Genomic DNA, 20,756 nt, shown 5'->3' with positions numbered 1-20,756 from the left:
GTTATATATGTATTCGGCCGATACACAAATTAATACATTCGGAGGTAAATAATTATGAAGTACGAAGGTGAATATTTTGTAAAGCACACACCAAGTGTTCCATTTATCATTATTAGTAAGAATAGTAAATGGAACTCAGTTTATCTGAAAACAGGCCCGAATCCAAAGCGTCAAAAGCGTAATTGGAAAGGCGGTAACAACTAATGACGAACAACATATTCAAGCAATATCCATACTGGTTAGATTCAACTGCATGGTATGAACTTATTCGAGCAAAAAACAAAAATGACGAAGATAAGATAATTCGTTTATCTAGTCCAATCATCATAAAAAACAAATTTCTCGACCCTACTACAGGGGTTGAGAAATTGACTATCACGGATGGCAAAAATATTGAACGTATTGAAACGTCAGATATTCTAACGACACAAAAGTTACCTAGACTGGTTATGTTTGGGTTCAGCATCAATGAAAAGTACATTAAATCGCTAGGTAATGCACTACAATTAATGCGTCAATCACTACGCATTTCTACATTGTATACAGGTGTAGGTGTCTTACGTACTGATGAAGGTACTGTCATTTCATTAGATGAACCATATCTTTCAAAAGACATCGAGCAGTCTCAGGCTGATGAAATCATTTGTGAAACAAAGTATGACTTACAACCTAAAGGTACATTTGAAGGCTGGTGGCAAATGTATCTTGATGAAGTAAAAGGAAACTTGTTACTGGAGCTTGCTGTGATATTTGGTGTTTCTTCATTAGTGACTGCGTTCTTAAAAACAAAGCATGAAGTCGAATATTTTGGCACGATATTTTCATTTATGGGGAACTCTAGTACGGGTAAATCGACTGCAGCGGCATTAGCAGTTTCAATAGCAGGTAATCCATCTAAAGGTGACCAAACATTATTCAGAGGTTGGAACGGCACCCGTAATGCAATTGAAGGATACTTAAGTAACAACTTTGGTGTTCCTATTGTATTAGACGAATTATCAGCAGCGACCTTTAAAGATACCAATGGTTTGCTTTATTCGCTTGCAGAAGGTCAAGGTCGCCTACGTGCTAATCGAGAGGGAAATGTAAAAAAACCTCACCATTTTGGATCTAGTGTGATTAGTACAGCAGAACACACGATTTTTAAAGATGCTAGTGCAAATGATGGTTTGAGAGCAAGATGCATCGAAATTTCTGATGTCTTTACAACAAGTGCTGACAATGCAGACGCCATTAAAAAAGGAACATCAAAAAACTATGGACACGTAATGCCGTTAGTAGCTGAATACCTTCTAAATCGTGAATCTGAAGTAATCAAGTGGTTTTATAAAGAACACGATTGGTTCAAAGTACAGCTTAACAATGAAACAAACAATGTAGGTATACGTATGTTCAAGCGCTATGCCACCATTACGACTTCAGCACGAATATTAGAACGTGTAATCGCAACTCCTATCGATTTGGATGCAGTTAGAGAATATCTAGTTAGTTATCATGTAGATTCCGTAAGTGAGCGCAGTTTGGGAGCCAAGGCGATTGATAGTGTAGTTCAGTTCGTGGCACGCAATCGTAGTAAGTTTGCGGAAAATGAAAAACTCTCCATAATGACTGAAAATTATGGCCTTATTAAGCTGAAAGACGATCACATTCAAGTCAAGATGCTTAAAGATGTTTTTAAACATATGTTAGAAGAAAACCAATACCAAGATGTAAAAAATGTAATAGATAGTTTAAGAGCAGAAGGATATATCCAGATGGATTCCGATCGGATAGCTATCAAACGTAATGTCAAAGATACTCAAGGCAAAACAAAAACGATCTTGTTCTACCATCTTGTATTGCTTAGTGAGTTTGCACCTGTTCTCGGTTTAAGCTCAAATTCTGAACCATTCACACCACCGCAATTTGATAATAATACAACAAATAAGGAATTACTCAACAAATTTGTTAAAGACGGTAGAGAATGGGAAGAAAAGGGCGATTTAGAACTCTAAATATGAATATCGCTACAACGCGCTATGTGCGTTGTAGCTCATTAAATTAATCGGAGGCATAAAAATGAAAACAAAAGTCAACTTATTAAATTACACAATTGATTCGGTAGAAGTCGATGATCATCAAAAACCTATTGTCGTTAATTATATCGACAGATACTACCATATGCAACAATATGTATTAACTGAAACGGAACAGAAGCTACTAAAATTTTATCACTTGTACCCTGAATTCATAAATGAAAAAGAGATAACTGAACATATTGTTCCAAGTACACGGAGTGAACGAATAACAATGCAACATGTTATCAATTCAATATAATTTGATATTTGGAGGTTGAACCATATGGACGAATTAATCACATTACTCGCTGATTTAGTGATTGAAGAAATTAATCATGCTGATGACTAATAATAACGCCCAACACCAGGCAGGTGTTGGGCTCATCTATAAATTCGTTCATAAATATATATTATCACTTCGAAAGGAGGAAACAAGATGAAACAAGCAATTGGTTACTTACGACAGAGCACTACAAAGCAACAATCCTTAGCAGCTCAAAAACAAACCATCAAGGTATTAGCCGAAAAACATAATATTCAACACATTACCTTTTATAGCGATAAACAATCAGGACGTACTAATAAGCGGAATGGTTATCAACAAATTACTGAACCGATTCAACAGGGACAATGTGACGTATTATGTTGCTATCGTCTAAATCGACTTCATCGTAATTTGAAAAATGCATTAAAGCTCATGAAATTATGTCAAACGTATCATATTCATATCTTAAGCGTTCATGATGGCTACTTCGACATGGATAAAGCATTCGATCGGCTCAAACTCAATATTTTCATCAGCTTGGCCGAACTAGAATCTGATAATATAGGCGAACAAGTCAAAAATGGAATCAAAGAAAAAGCGAGACAAGGTAAACTAATTACAACACATGCACCCTTTGGGTATCACTATCATAATGGTACTTTCACAATAGACACAGTAAAATCACCAACAGTAAAAGCTGTGTTCAATTATTACCTTCAAGGTTATGGTTATAAAAAAATTGCGCAATACTTAGAAGCTGATGATAAATTCATTAATCGCAAGCCCTATCAAGTGCGTAATATTATCCTTAACCCTAATTACTGTGGCCGTGTTATCAATCAATACGGACAATATGAAAACATGTTCCCAGCTATTGTCAGTACAACGATATACGAAGAAGCTCAAGTTACCCGAACTCAGAAACAAGTCAAACGTAAGCCGTCAGAAAATCAACTCAAACAAAAAATCAAATGTCCCTATTGCCATTCGACACTCACAAACATGACCGTCCGAAAACCAAATCATTCATTGCGTTACTATGTCTGTCCGAAAAATATGAATAACGCTCGCTTTGTTTGTGAATTTAAAGGAATCAACGCACAAGAATTAGAAACAAGTGTTTTAGCGACTTGTCAGGACTTCTTTCAAAATCAACAGCTCTATTCAAAAATAAATCATACTATTCAACAACGACTCAAAAGACAAAGAGATATAGAAACTAAAACTACACTCAATCACGAGCAGCTGATAGAAAAATTAGCCCAAGGCAAAATTGATGCAGATACGTTCAGAGAACAATCGCAAACATTTCGACAACAGTCAAACCCTATAACATCAATCAATGCACATCAAATTCGAAAGGTTTTTCAAAATATCATACAACAACGTTTCACGTTAAACATGTTGTACCCTTACATTGATGAAATTCATATTACCAAAAATAAAACACTTACGGGTATCTATTTCAAAAATGAGCCCTTAAACATCGTCAATCAAACGGCGCAATCATCGATTGCTTAATCAGAAAGGATGAAAAAGTCATGCAACAACTCAAACAAAAACGTGTCGGTATCTATGTCCGTGTATCGACTGAAATCCAAAATACAGAAGGTTATAGTATTAATGGCCAAATCAATCAGATTAGAGACTACTGTCAATTTCACCATTTTGAAGTCACAGATATTTACGCTGATCGTGGTATCTCAGGAAAATCTATGAACCGTCCTGAGCTCCAACGTATGTTGAAGGATGCGAATGAAGGTCATATCGATTGTGTCATGGTGTACAAAACAAACCGACTGGCACGTAATACATCAGACTTACTCAAAATTGTCGAAGATTTGCATAAGCAAAATGTCGAATTTTTCAGTTTGTCTGAACGTATGGAAGTCAATACTTCTTCTGGAAAACTCATGTTACAAATACTTGCGAGTTTCTCAGAATTTGAACGTAATAACATTGTCGAGAACGTATTCATGGGCCAAACCAGACGTGCCCAAGAAGGCTATTATCAAGGAAATTTACCGCTAGGCTATGACAAAATACCCGACAGTAAACACGAATTGATGATTAATCAACATGAAGCTAATATTGTAAAATATATTTTCGAATCTTATGCCAAAGGGCATGGCTATCGTAAAATTGCCAATACACTCAATCATAAAGGCTATGTCACTAAAAAAGGGAAGCCTTTCAGTATAAGTTCTATTACTTATATTCTATCCAATCCCTTCTATATGGGTAAAATTCAATTTGCGAAGTACAAAGATTGGAATGAAAAACGTCGTAAAGGACTGAATGATAAACCGATCATAGCTGAGGGTAAGCACGCCCCTATTATTAGCCAAGCATTATGGGATAAAGTGCAAGCACGTAAAAAGCAAGTCAGTCAAAACCCCCAAGTTCACGGTAAAGGAACTAATCTATTAACCGGTATCGTTCATTGTCCCCAATGCGGAGCACCTATGGCCGCGAGTAATACTACTAATACACTCAAAGATGGAACTAAGAAACGTATTCGCTATTATTCTTGTAGTAACTTTCGCAACAAAGGATCAAAGGTATGTTCAGCCAATAGTGTTAGAGCTGATGTGATTGAGAAATACGTCATGGATCAAATACTTGAAATTGTCAAAAGCGATAAAGTTCTCAAACAAGTTGTCGAACGTGTTAATCAAGATAATCAAGTCGATGTAGCTGCACTCAATCATGATATTGCTTATAAACAACAACAATTTGATGAAGTAAACATCAAACTTAAAAATCTCGTTCAAACCATCGAAGACAATCCAGACTTAACATCTGCACTCAAACCAACCATTCATCAATATGAAACAAAACTGAATGATATTACAAACCAAATGAATCAACTCAAGCAGCAACAAAATCAAGAGAAACCATCTTATGATACGAAACAAATCGCTGCCCTATTACAACGAATATTTCAAAATATAGAATCCATGGATAAATCACAGCTCAAAGCATTATACCTAACGGTTATTGACCGTATTGATATTCGTAAAGACGAGAATCATAAAAAACAATTCTATGTCACTCTCAAGCTCAATAATGAAATTATTAAACAACTTTTTAATAATAACAATCTAGACGAAGTGCTCCTCAGCACTTCGTCTTTGTTTTTGCCTCAAACACTCTACTTTCAAATATAATATCTATGTACTGTCCTTTCGTCATTCAATAACACTCATCTAACAAATATATTCAACACGCTAACAAATCATGGCTCAATGTGAAGCTTATATTGATATGACGAAAGAACATCCCAAAACAAAATATAAGTGGGATAGTAACGGGATTGGCTAACTTCATGTAGGAGAAGGATTACGCAAGCGTAATCCCAAAATCCCGTTATTATTTATAAATAAATAATATAAAAAGAAAAAGTAAGTCGTAATAACACCACCAAATCCAAATGATATATAAATATATACCTATATTTCCCAACAAATGAGCGGGATAACGGGATTTTCTTGTCATATCAATGTTTGTAGCAGTTTTTCATATGGGATTTTCTCTTATTCCCACCGGGATTCGTAATAAATGATAAATCAAATATATATTATCTCAGTGATGTATATGAAATACATCGCTAACACTATCTAGGAGGCAATGATATGAAAACAACCACTCAAGAACTCAAACAATATATAACTCGTCTATTCCAACTATCTAACAATGAAACATGGGAATGTGAAGCGTTAGAAGAAGCAGCAGAAAATATACTTCCTACTCGCTTTGTAGACCATACCCCACTTGCGCATCTTACACTTGAAACTTATACCTACTATAACGATGAACTACATGAGCTAAGTATCTATCCATTTCTTATGTACGCCAATAACCAACTCATCAGTATTGGTTATCTGGATCATTTTGATATGGACTTTCTATACCTCACAGATACTAAAAATACAATTATCGATGAACGTCATCTATTACAAAAAGGAGGAGAATAATATGAACTGGATCAAGATCGCTCAACTATCTGTTACAGTTATTAACGAAGTAATTGACATCATGAAAGAAAAGCAAAATGGAGGAAAATAGTATGAAAATCAATCGATACATCACAAAAGGCATTAGTAAACAACTATCTCTAGACCTTCAAATCCTACTTTGGAATATGGTAAAAGATCGAGACAATCAACTTAATACAGATTACCTACACATTTTTAAACTACAAGAAGATGAAAATATACTCTCAATCACACATGAACAAGAACAACCCGCATACAAATTGGAATATCACTATACAAACTATATAAAAAATCAAAATGCATTACCTAAGAAAGTCTACGTCATCCGAGAAGATGATGTAGACGTTTTTTATTATGTGATGCTTTTACCAGAAGAATACTAAAGGAAATGATGATATATGAATACAATTAAAAGTACAATACACACAGAAGCCATATTTAGCGATGACAAACAGCACCGCTATTTACTCAAGAAAACTTGGGATGAAAAGAAACCAGCTTGTACAGTGATAACGATGTACCCCCATTTAGATGGTGTGTTATCACTCGATCTTACTACTGTTCTTATTCTTAACCAATTAGCGAATTCTGAACAATATGGTGCTGTATATCTTGTGAATCTATTTTCAAATATTAAAACCCCAGAGAACCTTAAACATATCAAAGAGCCTTATGACAAACACACAGACATTCACTTGATGAAGACGATTAGTGAAAGTGACACAGTGATTCTAGCTTATGGCGCCTATGCTAAGCGACCAGTTGTTATAGAACGTGTATCACAGGTGATGGAAATGCTAAAACCTCATAAGAAGAAAGTAAAGAAACTCATCAATCCAGTAACAAATGAAATCATGCATCCACTCAATCCTAAAGCACGTCAAAAATGGACATTGAAATAAAAGGAGGATTATCTATGAACCATGAAACCACACACTCAGACTGGCGAACAGTTGCTAGTTGCTTAGCATCTCAAAATTATATATCTATCGTAAAAGGACTAGTACATCATTTTACAGCGATTGAAGATGAAGAAATATTGGATAAAATCTATGATAATTTTATGGATGATGACTCTATAACAACGGTACTTAATAATGATTTACAGATAATTATTAACCATTATCTATCAAAATGAAAAATATACCATCCTTCACTTAGCGGTGAGGGATGGTATATTTTTATTTTTTCCTATAACCTCAATATCCATTTAAATTATAATTTTTCACAACATATTGCGTTTAAATTAGATATATAATTATATTTAAAAAATAAGAATTTAAAATTGTGTTATTCTATAGGCATGTACTGTTTAAGGAGGAATGTCGGTGAGTAAAGAAAACAAAACTGCAATTAAAATTACTCTTGCCTATTTAAGTTTTATTGTAGGCGCTGGTTTTACTACAGGCCAAGAATTATTACAATTTTTTGTAAACCATGGAAATTATGCATACATAGCCGCAATTATTACAGGTATTATAGTAACTTTCGGCACACGTCAAACCTCTAAAGTAGGTTATCGCTTAGATGCTAATCAATATGATATTTCATTACATAGTTTATTTGGTAAGGTGTTAGGAACAATTATTGATTATTTAATTGTTTTCTTCTTATTTGGACTAACTGTCGTTATGATTGCTGGTGGAGGTTCAGCGTTACAACAAGGGTTTAATGTTCCTACATGGATAGGTTCACTCATAATTGTTTTATTATTATTCTTTATTTCACTCTTGAATTTCAATAAAATTATTAGCGTGTTAGGTATTGTGACACCTTTTTTAGTTATCGCTGTGTTTATTATTGCTGGATTTAATATTATTCAACCTACTATTCCTTTTAATGAGGTGTCTCAACATATCCAGCCTTCAAAAACAAACACTCCTCATGCTTGGTGGTGGGATGCTATTTTATATGGTGGCATAATTATAGGAAATAGTTTCAGCTTTTTAACTATTATAGGTGGAGACGCCAAAAGTCATAAAATTGCAAGACGAGGTGCTGCATATGGTGGCATTGTGTTTAGTGTACTATTACTCATTATGATTGCAGGTCTACTTGCGAATGTTGAAAAAGCGAACAGTGTTGATATTCCTACATTATTATTAGCTAAAGATATTCACCCTTGGCTTGGTGTTTTGATGTCAGCTGTCATGGTTGGAGTGATTTTTAATAGTTGTGTAGGAATGATTTATCCGTTCTTAATTCGCTTTTCTGATTTCCGTACACCACGTTACTTTATATTATTAGTATCTTCTTTAGTTTTAGCATTTATCCTAAGTTTTGTAGGATTTGCTGATTTGATTAATATTGTCTTTCCAATTGTAGGTTATATTGGTTTATTTATCGGAATCGCTTTACTCGTTCGTTGGATATATAATAAAACAACTCATAAGAGTTTGATGTGATTGTATTAGAAAACATAATGAATTAATCTTCTGGTGAAATATTTAATCAAACTTATAAAAATTAGAGCATCCTTCACTTTTCGGTGAGGGATGCTCTTATTACTATTTTTTTCTATTTTCTATCTCTGATAATATAGAAGTAGAGAATTTTAACTTTTTTTATCTACTAAAGGAGATATACATAATGAACGAATTTAAAAGACATCAACAAACATCAATTAATGTTCAAAAACAAGCAAACCTTATTTGGAACGTTGCAGACATTTTAAGAGGATTATATAAACCCCATGAGTATGGGAAGGTCATCTTACCAATGACAGTCATTAAGCGTCTTCATGATACGTTACTAAAAACGCGAGACGAAGTTATTAAGACCGCAGAAAATACTCAATCAATGAATAACGTGATGCGAGAACGCCTTTTGAAGAACGCATCAGGGTATTCATTTTATAATACAAGCTTATATACTTTTGAAACATTACTCGCAGACCCAGCAAATATTGAATCAAACTTTAGAGCTTATCTCAATGGTTTCTCTGAAAACATGCAAGATATTCTCGATAACTTTAAGTTCGATGTTGAAATTACAACAATGGCAGATAATGACGTGCTATTTTATGTGATTCAAGAATTTAACAAAGCAGATGCATATCTAGGTCCAGACAAGATGACAAGCACAGATATGGGATACGTGTTCGAGGAACTTGTACGAAAATTTTCGGAAAGCTATAACGAGGAAGCAGGTGCACACTTCACGAGTCGAGATATCATTTATCTCATGACTGATTTATTGCTTATCGAAGATAAAGATACTTTGTTTAAAGAACATGTTTTCAAAACTGTTTACGACCAAACAATGGGAACTTCTCAAATGCTCTCAGCTATGACAGAACGTATTCACGATATGAATGATACTGCAGAGGTAGCCACATTTGGTCAAGAGCTAAATCCTGAAACTTATGCAATTGCGAAAGCAGATACAATGATTCGTGGTGGAGAGCCTGAAAATATGGCGCTTGGAAGTACATTAACGAACGATCAGTTTGAAGGATTTACGTTTGATTACTGTATCTCCAACCCACCATTTGGTGTCAATTGGAAAAAGGACCAAAAAGCAGTAAAAGTAGAACACGAACTTGGTGAACTTGGTCGTTTTGGAGTTGGATTGCCTCGAGTTAGCGACGGACAGTTGCTGTTTCAACTCAATGGTATTTCAAAGTTAAAGGAAACAGGACGCATGGCAATTATTCACAATGGTTCTGCCTTGTTTTCTGGAAATCCTGGTGGAGGCGAGAGTTTAATTCGTCAGTACGTAATTGAGAATGATTGGTTAGAGGGCATAATCCAACTTCCTAACGACTTATTCTACAATACAGGAATTTCAACATATATTTGGATTATTACTAAAGATAAATCTCCAGAACGTCAAGGGAAAGTACAGCTCGTTGATGCATCCAATATATATGAAAAACGCCATAAGAATATTGGTGAAAAACGCGTAGATATTTCTGAAGCATGTCGAGAATTGATTGTGCAAGCTTATGGAGAATTTGATAATAAAGAATATTATCTAGAAGACAGAACAGTAGAGTCAAAAATATTTGATAATGAATCATTTGGTTTTACTCAAGTCACTATTGAACAGCCACAACGAGACGAAAACGGAGATATCGTTTATAAGAAGAATGGAAGCAAAAATGTAGACACGAACCTTAGAGATACAGAAGATATTCCCCTAACAGAAGATATAAATGAATATGTTGAACGTGAGGTATTGCCGTTTAGTTCAGACGCATGGGTAGATCGTAAAAAAGATAAGATTGGCTATGAAATTCCCTTCACGCGACTTTTCTATAAGTACGCAGCACCAGAGCCATCAGAAGTCATTGCTGAACGCATCAAAAAATTAGAGGAATCAATTGTCGCAAACTTCCAAGCACTATCAGGGAAGGATGTGGAAAATGTTGACTAGGAAAAAGAAAGATAGCGGAATTAAGTGGATTGGGGAAATACCAGAGGATTGGGAAATTAGAAAGCTAAAGTATACACTTGAAGAAAGAAACGAAAAGAATAATCCAATAGTTACTGATAATATTTTATCATTATCAGTCGAAAGAGGAATCTTTCCTTATGCAGAAAAGACTGGTGGCGGAAATAAATCCAAGTCGGATCTAACAGCCTATAAAGTAGCTCATCCAAATGATATTGTAATAAACAGTATGAATATATTAGCGGGTGCAGTAGGACTATCTCGATACACGGGTGTTGTTAGTCCCGTGTATTATACGTTATACACAACTTCGGAAGAAATTAATATAACTTATTATTATTATTTATTTCGAACAAGAGAGTTCCAACGAAGTCTTTTAGGTTTAGGCAATGGAATAATGATGAGAGAGTCATCTACAGGTAAATTGAATACAATTAGAATGAGAATACCTATGGATAAATTAGCTGGTTTATTTCTTCCCCTACCTCCTAGGAGAGTTCAAGACTTAATTGTCAAGAGTTTAGCAAAAGACATAAAAGTTGTAAATAAATTAATAAATCAGACCGAACAATCCATCAAAGAACTAAAAAATTACAAACAATCACTCATCACAGAATCGGTGACAAAAGGCATAGACCCGAATGTGGAAATGAAAGATAGTGGTGTTGAATGGATAGGAGATATACCTAAACATTGGAATATTAATAAGATAAAATATAATACTAGCACAATTGATACAAAAAAAGACTTTGTGAAAGAAGATATTTATATCGGATTAGAGAATGTTCTTAGCTATGAAGGAAGAATAAATGATTATGGAAAGTTAGTGAAAGACTCCAAAGAAAAATACTTTGAAAAAGGGAATATTTTATACAGTAAATTAAGACCTTATTTAGCTAAGGCATTTATAGCAGACATAAATGGTAGTTGTAGTGGTGAATTTATAGTATTTGAAAGCTTTAAGGGAAATAAAAGGTATTTACTTTACTGGTTAATATCACAACTATTTACTGATTTTATTAATGCCACATCTTATGGTGCAAAGATGCCTCGCTCTAGTTGGGATTATATAAAAGAAACTAGTATCCCAAGACCTCCCAAACATGAGGAAAATGAAATTGTTAGTTATTTAGATGATAAATTATCTCAAATCAATAAACTAATTGAAAATAAAACAAAAGTTATTAAAGAACTAGAGACTTATAAGAATTCATTAATTTATGAATATGTTACAGGTAAAAAAGAAGTGTAAGGAGTGATATCAGTGATAAAAAATAGAGAAATTAATTTTGAACACGACATAGAAAATAGCCTTGTTCAAAATGGTGGTTGGGAATCTATACGATTTCAAGACACTTATTACGATGCAAATAGCGCACTTGACTCAACAGTATTATTAGAATTTGTAAAACAAACTCAACCCCAAAATTGGAAGCGATATGTAGCCATCTATCGTACTGATGCAGAACAGAAATTTTTAAAACGTCTAAATGAAGAAATCACGACACATGGAATCTTACATGTTCTTCGTAAAGGAATCAAGGATCGAGGAGTTTCTTTTAAAGTTGTTTACTTTCAACCTGCATCATCTTTGAACACAGGAAACATAAAAAAATATGAAGCCAATCGCTTCCAATGCGTGCGTCAATTTCAGTATAGTAACCAGCATAGAAATACTATTGATATGGTGTTAATGATTAATGGGATTCCTCTTGTTGCGTTAGAACTTAAGAACCAATATACAGGTCAAAATGTAGAACATGCGAGATTACAGTTTGAACAAGATAGAGATCCACGAGAATTGATTTTTCAATTTAATACTCGTTTTCTAGTATATTTCGCAGTAGATCATTTTAATGTGTTGATGACAACAAAACTAGCAAAAAATAAAACTTACTTTCTACCCTTTGATCAGGGATCTAACGGACCTGGTCATGTTGGAGGTGCAGGAAACCCACCAAATCCTGATGGATATCCGACTTCTTACTTATGGGAAAGTGTACTCACAAGTCATCAGTTATTGGACATTATTGAGCGGTTTATGAATTTAGAAGAGAAGAAGAAACTACTTATTTTCCCGCGTTATCACCAACTTGATATTGTGAAAAAATTAATATCAGATACTCAGCATCATGGTCCTGGAAAGAATTATCTCATTCAACATTCTGCTGGTTCAGGTAAGTCTAATAGTATTGCTTGGTTGGCATACCATCTAGCTTCCTTGCATAATGATGAGAATCAACCGATCTATTCATCGGTCATTATTGTTACAGACCGTACTGTTTTAGATCGCCAACTTCAAAATACATTATTGAGTTTCGAGCATACCACTGGGCAAGTCGAAACTATTGGAGATAATAAAACTTCTCAAGATTTAAAAACAGCTATAAATGACCAAAAGAAAATTATTATTACTACATTACAGAAGTTCCCAGTAATTTATGATGAAATAGATAATACAGCAGGTAGAAGTTTTGCGATTTTGGTCGATGAAGCACATTCTTCTCAAACAGGTAGCAGTGCACAAAAACTAAAACATGCGTTAGCAGACAAAGAAGCTTCTTTAAAGGAATACCAAGAATTTGAAGAAAGCGTTGAAAATCAATCGCTAGATGATCAAGATCAAATTGTTCAAACGCTACTATCTCAAGGTCAACATGATAATTTAAGTTTTTTTGCTTTCACAGCTACACCAAAAGAAAAAACCATTGAAATGTTTGGAACAAAACAAGGAGATGGTTCCTATCATCCATTCCACATTTATAGCATGAGACAAGCTATAGAAGAAGGCTTTATTCTAAACGTTTTACAAAATTACATGACTTATAGCACTTCCTATAAAATTGCGAAGTCGATTGAAGAAGACCCAGAATTGCCAAAGACAGAAGCTGTTCGAGCTATCGCTAAATATCAATCTCTTCATCCTTGGGTACTTAGACAAAAAGCCGAAATTATGATTGAACAATTTAGATCAGTGACACAAAAAGCAATTCAAGGTAGAGGAAAGGCAATGATTGTGACGGCTTCTCGACTCCATGCCGTACGGTATATGCAAGAATTTAAAAAATATATCAAAGAAAAAGGATATACAGATATGGATGTGTTAATCGCTTTTTCAGGTACAGTAGAAGATGATGGGATTGAATATACAGAGCCAAAGATGAACTTAACGCATTCTGGAGAACATATCCAAGAGAATCAACTGAAAGAAGCATTTCATAGTGAAGACTTTAATTTATTAATTGTCGCAGAAAAATATCAAACGGGATTTGACGAACCTTTACTTCATACAATGTTTGTCGATAAGAGACTACACGGAGTAAAGGCAGTCCAAACATTGTCTCGCCTCAATCGTACTATGCCTGGAAAAACAGATACTTTTGTTCTTGATTTTGTAAATACAGAAGAAGAAATATATGAAGCATTCCAACCTTTTTACGAAGCAACTTCTCTAAAAGAAGAAATTAATATTAATTTAATTTATGATACACAGAGTAAACTCCGTAAATTCCATATATACAATGATGATGATATTCAAACAGTCATGAAATTAAATCGTCAAGCAAAACAAAAACAAAATGATCAATTACTTGGTCGATTGAGTAGCGTGTTACGTCCCGTTATTAGTAGATACAATGAGCTTCCAGAAGATGTTCAATACGATTTCAGAGTTACACTAAGAAATTTCAACAAATGGTATAATTATATCGCTCAAATTGATCGTACTTTTGATAAAGAGTTGCTAGAAGAAAGTATTTTTACTGGTTTTTTATTAAAATTCATTCCTAAAAAACAACGCAACTATATCGATATAGAAGACAAAATAAAGTTAGAATACTATAAATTGCAAGAAGATTTTAGAGGAGATATAAAACTCGTCAATGAAGATATAGAAAGTGGTCAATTGGCTCATCCTTCAGAAGTGAATACAACTGTCGGACCTGAAGAAGAATACGATTCTTTAAATGAAATTATACAAAAAATCAATGAACGATTCCCAGATGATTTTACTCAAGGCGATAGAGTACTCGTTAAAAATATGCGAGAAACATTGATGAACAATACAGATGCAAAACTTGTAAATATGGCTCAAAACAATAGCGAAGAAATGTTTGCGAATAGTTTATTCCAAAAACAATTCCAACACTTCTTAATTGATCAATATAATCAAGAAGAAGCTGCATACTCTAAAATGTTTAGCGATAATAGCGACTTTTATGACACTGTATATCAACTACTAGCAAAAGATTATTACAGATGGCTACGATCACAAAAAGCAGATAATTTTGCTTAAATTAGTTATTTTTGAACTAACTTAAAGATTGTTCGCAGTCTTTAAGTTAGTTTTTGCTAAATTTTTAATTTAGCTATAGTCTCTCATCCTAAGTTCACTTTTATACGATATATTTTTAATATTTAGTTATTCTAAAGTTTCTAAATTCTTATAGAATTTTTAAAAGGTCATCTTTACTTGCATTGCATGGAGAAGCAAATCACCTCCATGTTCTAATTATAATCTACTCAATAAGTGCCCGCATCTTCATACATCTCAATAAATCCCTATAACTCCAATTATTCCACTAACTATTTCACTTGTCATTGTTACTCACTTCTGATTTTCAAATAAATTAAAGGATTCTAATATTTGATTAAATTTTTCAAGAAAAAAACCGCATCATTTATGATATGCTTCTCCCTATCAGTGATTTTGCTAAAAACCTTCAAAGTTATTAATTTTTCAACAAATAATTTGAAGGATTTTTATTATTTAATATTAACTTTATTTAAATATTGATAATAATCGTGTGGCTAATAATACAGAGGCTATTATTGGACTCAATCGGCATTAGACTGTTCATCTGTTTCAGGCAGTGTATTATTCTTAACTTGTGTTTGAGTTTCAATATTTGCTTGAGGCTTGAGTAGTACTTGAATTCTGTAATTGATTACTTTAGTTTGATTCGCTATTACCAGTTGTTTACTTTTAAACTTCATTATTCGCACTATTATTAGACAGTGTTAAATCTTGGATTTTTGTTGATGGGTAATAACCTAATTTAGTTAATTCTTGATAGTCAATCTCAGCTACAGCTCCGGTGGCATTTTCTACTAAGCTATATTTATACTACGTCTCCAAGTTCAGAATTCTTAACATGAAAACTCACAAAGTAATCTACTTTATCTTCAGATTTTTAAAAAATTACATTTTCTAGATGGTAATATTATTCTTTCGTAACACTAATGTCTATATCTGGAGCATTGTTAGCTGTTACTTCGCTTTCAGTCGTATACTAATTAATAAAGTATTTACTAATGTGGTTGTATCAAAAATATTTGCTTTTATATCTTGCTTCAGATTTAATTCTTATTGTTTGTTTTCTTCTTTTTATTTTCTTAAGTAGTAACTCTCGAAATTGCACTACACATCCAATTCCTCAATAATATGCATTTCATTCGCTGTTATTTGTATTTAGTATTTCTAATTCCAACTTAATCGCAAAGAAATTATTTATATGAAAGTTATTTTTGTTTCTGTTTATTTAGAAATTGAATGTCGATTAATTTCAATAATAATGAATTACAGTTTAAATCTTGATTTTTTGTTCCTCTTTTTTGCAGAATATTTTATCAAATCAAATATATTTTTAATACTTTTTCTCTATTCTACGAGGATTATCGATTTCTTTTTAACCAAGCCAATTGGGATCATCAAGATGAGATCCTCGTCCCCTCTTCTACGGGGTAGTTATCGAATGCATAAAGTTTTGATATACACGATCGAATATGAGTTCTCGTCCCCTCTTCTACGGGGTAGTTATCGAATAGTGGTCCAGAATTAATACATGGTAAAGGAGTATATCAGTTCTCGTCCCCTCTTCTACGGGGGTAGTTATCGAATGAAGACCAATTAGAATCATATCGCGTCTTAGAAGAGTTCTCGTCCCCTCTTCTACGGGGTAGTTATCGAATTTAGATAGCTCTTTAAAGCCTATCAAATCAATAGTTCAAAGGCAAAATTTACTGTCAAAAATAGTGACAAATCACTTGTACTATAAGTGCAGAATGTCACATTTTTTGACAACTAAATTTCAGCTATACTCTAGTTATATTATACTATATTTCCCCATGCCTAAGCTTGTTTTCATACCTGATCCAGAAAATTCGCCAAACTTCAATAAAAAATGAGTTAGTTGTAGAAAAGGTAAGGGTCCTTTAATTTTAAACACTATTTCTCCCGTAAATGAAGGGATTTTAACTTTTTCTAAGTTAAATCGTGTACTTTTCAATTTATAGTCAACAATATTAATATTTTTTTCTAAAAAATCTAATGTTTCTTTATCGTACATTTTATATTCTTCGAAAAAAGCATCAAATTGTATCATAATACTTCTAAAGAAACGTTTAACCTCAGGAAAAATCATGTAATTACTCTGATATTTAAAAGACATAGGTGTCTGTATATTAATTCTTACATATCGATTCAATTCCTCTGTTTCTAAGAGTTGATTCATAATATTTTGAACGTTTACTTTCTCAATATTAAAAGAATAAATCTCAATATAAACTTGGTAATATTTTAAAAACAGCCTGTTTTTAGAAGTGAATAGCTCGGCTATCTCATTAAATAATCGATCTGACATACAAACAATTTCCCAAATTACTTTTTTGTTTTTATGATATATTCTTTGCTTCAATGGACTATAAGCAAATTCATGATGTAGCTGATCAGCAATATCATTAGGAAGATAGTCCATTAACACACCATGTAAAATACTTCCTAAATATTGAAAACGAATACTATCTGGTAAGTCTAATTCTACTGTAATTTTATTTATCATAATAATTCTCTAAATTCCTTGTTTTTTCTTTCGAAATAATTATAGTCTTTTTCCTCTATCTCGGGAAATGAGATATGCAACATATTCTTTATTGCTTCAACAGATAACATTATTTTCTTATAATTTTTATTTTTATCCAAATCTAATGTTTCCAAATTGTGAGCTATAGAATTTCTTAAACCATTTATATCGTTTACAGCATTAACTTCTTTTAATAGTTTAGAGTTAGGTTCTAATACTGTAAGTATATCTATAAACGCAGGTAGACCTAGAATCCTTGAAACATCCAAATTCTGTCTTCTTTTTTCTAATAGTAATTTATATTTATAAATAAAAGATAAATTATCTTCAGCATTTAAATAAGGTTTATCATCTTTTTCAATTATTAGAGTAGGCCAATGACCCACAATATATGTTTTAAGTATAAACTCAGCAATAGATTTCACTCTTATTAACGTTTCAGCTACATCAAGACGATTATATCGCATATTTAATAATAAATAATGGAATAATGATTTTTTTAAAGCAACACTTCTGTACTTATCATTAATTTCTGGAAAAACTTCATGCGTTTTAATCTGATTTGTTAATTCCAATAATCTTTTCCTTAATAGTTTACCATTACGAAAAGACTTTTGATCACTTACTAAATTCAGTGCACCTTCATAATCATAATTATTCACTAAACTTTTTATTTGAGAGCGCACCATCACTTCTCTAAAACTAATAATATTGATTGATTTACTTCTATTAGAAGCCATTTTTTCATTAGCATTAACTTTATTTAAATCTTCAGTCACAGTTTCAAGTTTCGCAAATGAACGTTTAGGTCCTTCAATAGGAGCAGGTGTTGAAACTTGTATACATTTCATATTATGAGGATTAGAAATATATTCTAAACACAAAGTTGACTCCATTTGTGGTGTTCCGCTTGTAACATTTAATAAAATTTCTGCATCAGAATATTTAGTTCTAATCTCATTTATATAAAAGTGAAATATATCTTTATAGCTATCAAAATCATTTTCATATTTAATACTATCCACTTTTATATCCACTTTTGTTCTCGATGATACTTTTGAAACAATGTTTTCCCAATCGAAGTTTTTACGTCCAGGTATATTTCTATTACCATTCCAAATGCTTTCAGTAAAAAATAAAACGACTACATCAGGTTTATAATGACGCACAATATGAAGCATTGCACCATCTCTATCATTACTCCATGGATCTGAGTTACCTATTGGACTAAATAGTACTTTCATTATAGCACCTCATTATTTAACTCTTGAAAACTAATCTTACACATACCTTGTTGATATGAAACATGAAGACTTTGATTAGTTGTACCCTTTAGAGCAACTGGTACGTTAGAAGGCATTTCTTTCATTTTCCCATAAGTTCTACGAAATTTTTTAGTTAAAATATCAAAAGAATCTCGTTTTGCTTGTTCTCGACTTTTTAATTGATAATGTGTCGTTTTACTAACAAATCCTGCGCCAGCTCCTAAGAATAAAATATTTTGGTTTAGAACATCGGGCATACCGCCTTCTAATGCAAATCGTCTTCCACCTTTTGTTTCTTTGAAACCGACCAACCATTTGTCATAATAGTTTTTGTAAAAATCTTGGATGCTTTGTTCAATTTCATTAATAGAATAAATTTCATCTTCTATGGTTAATTTAAATTTTATTTCAGTATCTACATCTACACATTCTCTATATAAAGGCATTGGTTTTTCGCTTTTATTAATATCTATTTTTTGATAAATTGCTAAATGTCTTTCATCAATAGGCTCTGAATCGCTGACTTTAATTTTGCTATATACATCTGTATTTTTTTCATTATTATATTTTGAAACAAGTGCTGTTTTAATAGCTCCCTTGATTGAACTTCCCGGAAGATACACCTTATTTTGTCCATCTCTTACCATTAAATGTAAATCATTTAGCGGTTTAGGCCGTATATTTCCATATTTCTTACCTTGATTAACTTTTTCAGAATAACTCACAAATGCTTTCCATTCACTTTGCTTAACATTTTGAGCGTCTAAATAGTCTTTTAGTCCATTTTCTCTTGGATTTTTTGGTGGGTATCTCAAAAAGTTTTGATATGTATCGAGTATATTTTTTCTTTTTAAAAACTTAACCAGTTTATTTCCATTAATCATATAAACTTTAGAATTGTAGAAATCATAAATGTAATCTTGTTTCTTCATAACTTGACCACTACCAATATGAACTGGACCTAAAGTTTTAATAACAACTTCGTAATTTTTTATTGTCATACTTATACCTCCAACCATAAAGGCTTCGCATAACGATAGACTGGGTGTTTACCATTATGTCCAACATTAAAAACGTCACCGTTAAAGATATTTTTAAAAACTGAACCAGAAGAAAAGCTATAGAAATCACTTTTTTTAACTAGCATTTCAGAATAATTTGTTGATTGTATGAAACCAGAACGTTTATTCAAAATATATCTTGCCTCTTTTAAAGCACTCTTTATCTCATCTTCTTTAGCCATTGCCGTTGATAAAAGAATAGAATGTTCTCCATTTTGATTCAATAACTTAAATAATTGTTGATTATTTATTATTTCATATTCAAATTGTCCATATCCTGCATTACGTTTACCACCTAAACCTGAGTACTGTAATGAAGTCATAATATCTTTTAATTGGTCAAGGGTTTCTTCTGATCCTTTTGCAATAAAATATAAACCAGCTTCAGGTTCAAAAGTAAATGTTCCCACTGAATAAGGTTCACTGTCAGCACTTGAATCAATTTCTTGTGCTGATAATGAAACCTTTGTTTGTAGAGAAAAATGCCCAATACTAAAAATATCATTTAAATCTGTCGCATCTTCAGCGCTTAACTCACCATTTAAATATTGATTATAGTGATGAACCGGAACATATTTTAACTTTTTAAATGCTTTATGGTTGCCTTCTTCTTTAGATTCAATTTTTATCAAAGGTTTAGGAAGATAATAAATTTCATTTTCATAAGGAAATGTATCACTAATGATTAAATCGTTTAATAACCAATCAGTTTCTATACCCAATTGAAGCGCCTCAATAAATAACGCACTAAACAAAGTATCAGAAGTTATTGTCATTTCCCCATCTGACAACCTTTTTTTCCCAAAATGAACAGGAGTCTTAAAAGAAAGTTTAAATACTTTTGTTGTCAATGTC

Annotated in this window: 18 protein-coding genes; 13 read left to right on the top strand and 5 right to left on the bottom strand. The window is 32.6% G+C overall.

Annotated features, from left to right (window positions below):
* The first annotated feature begins 54 nt into the window (after positions 1-54).
* The 13 genes from KA828_RS08770 (at position 55) to KA828_RS08710 (ending at position 15,009) form a co-directional block, all read left to right on the top strand.
* Entirely contained in the window at positions 55-204 is a 150-nt protein-coding gene (locus KA828_RS08770; RefSeq protein ID WP_002434105.1) for a hypothetical protein, read from the top strand.
* Positions 204-1,994, top strand: coding sequence for a cassette chromosome replicative helicase (gene cch1, locus KA828_RS08765; RefSeq protein WP_210126061.1), 1,791 nt, complete (start codon positions 204-206; stop codon positions 1,992-1,994). Before KA828_RS08770 ends, cch1 begins: the two co-directional genes overlap by 1 nt.
* Before the next feature lie 64 nt (positions 1,995-2,058).
* On the top strand, positions 2,059-2,316 hold the full coding sequence (locus KA828_RS08760; protein ID WP_023350830.1) for a hypothetical protein: 258 nt from the start codon (positions 2,059-2,061) through the stop codon (positions 2,314-2,316).
* 177 nt (positions 2,317-2,493) lie between these two features.
* On the top strand, positions 2,494-3,843 hold the full coding sequence (ccrA, locus tag KA828_RS08755) for a cassette chromosome recombinase CcrA (RefSeq protein WP_210126060.1): 1,350 nt from the start codon (positions 2,494-2,496) through the stop codon (positions 3,841-3,843).
* A gap of 20 nt (positions 3,844-3,863) precedes the next feature.
* Positions 3,864-5,492, top strand: a complete 1,629-nt coding sequence (gene ccrB, locus KA828_RS08750; protein WP_210126059.1) for a cassette chromosome recombinase CcrB — start codon at positions 3,864-3,866, stop codon at positions 5,490-5,492.
* A gap of 465 nt (positions 5,493-5,957) precedes the next feature.
* The gene (locus KA828_RS08745) at positions 5,958-6,299 is read left to right on the top strand and encodes an SAUGI family uracil-DNA glycosylase inhibitor (protein ID WP_000859158.1); all 342 of its coding nucleotides are present in this window, start codon (positions 5,958-5,960) and stop codon (positions 6,297-6,299) included.
* A gap of 92 nt (positions 6,300-6,391) precedes the next feature.
* The gene (locus KA828_RS08740) at positions 6,392-6,703 is read left to right on the top strand and encodes a DUF960 family protein (protein WP_000700850.1); all 312 of its coding nucleotides are present in this window, start codon (positions 6,392-6,394) and stop codon (positions 6,701-6,703) included.
* A 15-nt stretch (positions 6,704-6,718) separates the two neighbouring features.
* On the top strand, positions 6,719-7,222 hold the full coding sequence (locus tag KA828_RS08735) for a DUF1643 domain-containing protein (RefSeq protein ID WP_193839865.1): 504 nt from the start codon (positions 6,719-6,721) through the stop codon (positions 7,220-7,222).
* A 14-nt stretch (positions 7,223-7,236) separates the two neighbouring features.
* Positions 7,237-7,458: a hypothetical protein gene (locus KA828_RS08730; RefSeq protein ID WP_210126058.1), complete on the top strand. Its 222-nt coding sequence runs from the start codon at positions 7,237-7,239 to the stop codon at positions 7,456-7,458.
* 184 nt (positions 7,459-7,642) lie between these two features.
* The gene (locus KA828_RS08725; RefSeq protein WP_210126057.1) at positions 7,643-8,725 is read left to right on the top strand and encodes a YkvI family membrane protein; all 1,083 of its coding nucleotides are present in this window, start codon (positions 7,643-7,645) and stop codon (positions 8,723-8,725) included.
* Between the two features lie 184 nt (positions 8,726-8,909).
* On the top strand, positions 8,910-10,697 hold the full coding sequence (locus KA828_RS08720; RefSeq protein WP_180554436.1) for a type I restriction-modification system subunit M: 1,788 nt from the start codon (positions 8,910-8,912) through the stop codon (positions 10,695-10,697).
* Positions 10,687-11,967, top strand: coding sequence for a restriction endonuclease subunit S (locus tag KA828_RS08715; protein ID WP_210126056.1), 1,281 nt, complete (start codon positions 10,687-10,689; stop codon positions 11,965-11,967). The genes KA828_RS08720 and KA828_RS08715 overlap by 11 nt, the downstream gene beginning before the upstream one ends.
* 12 nt (positions 11,968-11,979) lie before the next feature.
* Positions 11,980-15,009: a type I restriction endonuclease subunit R gene (locus tag KA828_RS08710; protein WP_210126055.1), complete on the top strand. Its 3,030-nt coding sequence runs from the start codon at positions 11,980-11,982 to the stop codon at positions 15,007-15,009.
* A gap of 542 nt (positions 15,010-15,551) precedes the next feature.
* Here the strand turns inward: KA828_RS08710 and KA828_RS08705 are convergent.
* From KA828_RS08705 to csm4, 5 genes are all read right to left on the bottom strand, one after another.
* Positions 15,552-15,710, bottom strand: coding sequence for a hypothetical protein (locus KA828_RS08705; protein WP_000669699.1), 159 nt, complete (start codon positions 15,708-15,710; stop codon positions 15,552-15,554).
* 1,109 nt (positions 15,711-16,819) lie between these two features.
* Entirely contained in the window at positions 16,820-17,554 is a 735-nt protein-coding gene (gene cas6 / locus KA828_RS08700) for a CRISPR-associated endoribonuclease Cas6 (protein WP_000608705.1), read from the bottom strand.
* On the bottom strand, positions 17,551-18,819 hold the full coding sequence (gene csm6, locus KA828_RS08695; RefSeq protein ID WP_000865879.1) for a type III-A CRISPR-associated CARF protein Csm6: 1,269 nt from the start codon (positions 18,817-18,819) through the stop codon (positions 17,551-17,553). The genes cas6 and csm6 overlap by 4 nt, the downstream gene beginning before the upstream one ends.
* Positions 18,819-19,841 carry a type III-A CRISPR-associated RAMP protein Csm5 gene (csm5, locus tag KA828_RS08690; RefSeq protein ID WP_000153149.1) on the bottom strand — a complete coding sequence of 341 codons (1,023 nt, stop codon included), beginning with the start codon at positions 19,839-19,841 and terminating at the stop codon, positions 18,819-18,821. Before csm5 ends, csm6 begins: the two co-directional genes overlap by 1 nt.
* A gap of 2 nt (positions 19,842-19,843) precedes the next feature.
* Positions 19,844-20,752: a type III-A CRISPR-associated RAMP protein Csm4 gene (gene csm4 / locus KA828_RS08685; RefSeq protein ID WP_000208937.1), complete on the bottom strand. Its 909-nt coding sequence runs from the start codon at positions 20,750-20,752 to the stop codon at positions 19,844-19,846.
* Between the last annotated feature and the right edge of the window lie 4 nt (positions 20,753-20,756).

Origin of the sequence: Staphylococcus sp. GDY8P85P (assembly GCF_017892405.1) — a bacterium.
In the GTDB taxonomy this organism is placed as follows: Bacteria; Bacillota; Bacilli; order Staphylococcales; family Staphylococcaceae; genus Staphylococcus; species Staphylococcus borealis.
The sequence above is the reverse complement of the archived record's forward strand: the minus strand, read 5'-3'. Positions and strand labels throughout refer to the sequence as shown.

Coding starts and splice junctions, on each gene's coding strand:
- KA828_RS08770 (WP_002434105.1), top strand. CDS start 55: ATGAAGTACGAAGGTGAATATTTTGTAAAGCACACACCAAGTGTTCCA.
- KA828_RS08720 (WP_180554436.1), top strand. CDS start 8,910: ATGAACGAATTTAAAAGACATCAACAAACATCAATTAATGTTCAAAAA.
- ccrA (WP_210126060.1), top strand. CDS start 2,494: ATGAAACAAGCAATTGGTTACTTACGACAGAGCACTACAAAGCAACAA.
- KA828_RS08705 (WP_000669699.1), bottom strand. CDS start 15,710: ATGAAGTTTAAAAGTAAACAACTGGTAATAGCGAATCAAACTAAAGTA.
- csm5 (WP_000153149.1), bottom strand. CDS start 19,841: ATGACAATAAAAAATTACGAAGTTGTTATTAAAACTTTAGGTCCAGTT.
- KA828_RS08735 (WP_193839865.1), top strand. CDS start 6,719: ATGAATACAATTAAAAGTACAATACACACAGAAGCCATATTTAGCGAT.
- KA828_RS08745 (WP_000859158.1), top strand. CDS start 5,958: ATGAAAACAACCACTCAAGAACTCAAACAATATATAACTCGTCTATTC.
- ccrB (WP_210126059.1), top strand. CDS start 3,864: ATGCAACAACTCAAACAAAAACGTGTCGGTATCTATGTCCGTGTATCG.
- KA828_RS08730 (WP_210126058.1), top strand. CDS start 7,237: ATGAACCATGAAACCACACACTCAGACTGGCGAACAGTTGCTAGTTGC.
- KA828_RS08725 (WP_210126057.1), top strand. CDS start 7,643: ATGTCGGTGAGTAAAGAAAACAAAACTGCAATTAAAATTACTCTTGCC.
- KA828_RS08760 (WP_023350830.1), top strand. CDS start 2,059: ATGAAAACAAAAGTCAACTTATTAAATTACACAATTGATTCGGTAGAA.
- KA828_RS08740 (WP_000700850.1), top strand. CDS start 6,392: ATGAAAATCAATCGATACATCACAAAAGGCATTAGTAAACAACTATCT.
- cch1 (WP_210126061.1), top strand. CDS start 204: ATGACGAACAACATATTCAAGCAATATCCATACTGGTTAGATTCAACT.
- csm6 (WP_000865879.1), bottom strand. CDS start 18,819: ATGAAAGTACTATTTAGTCCAATAGGTAACTCAGATCCATGGAGTAAT.
- KA828_RS08715 (WP_210126056.1), top strand. CDS start 10,687: ATGTTGACTAGGAAAAAGAAAGATAGCGGAATTAAGTGGATTGGGGAA.
- cas6 (WP_000608705.1), bottom strand. CDS start 17,554: ATGATAAATAAAATTACAGTAGAATTAGACTTACCAGATAGTATTCGT.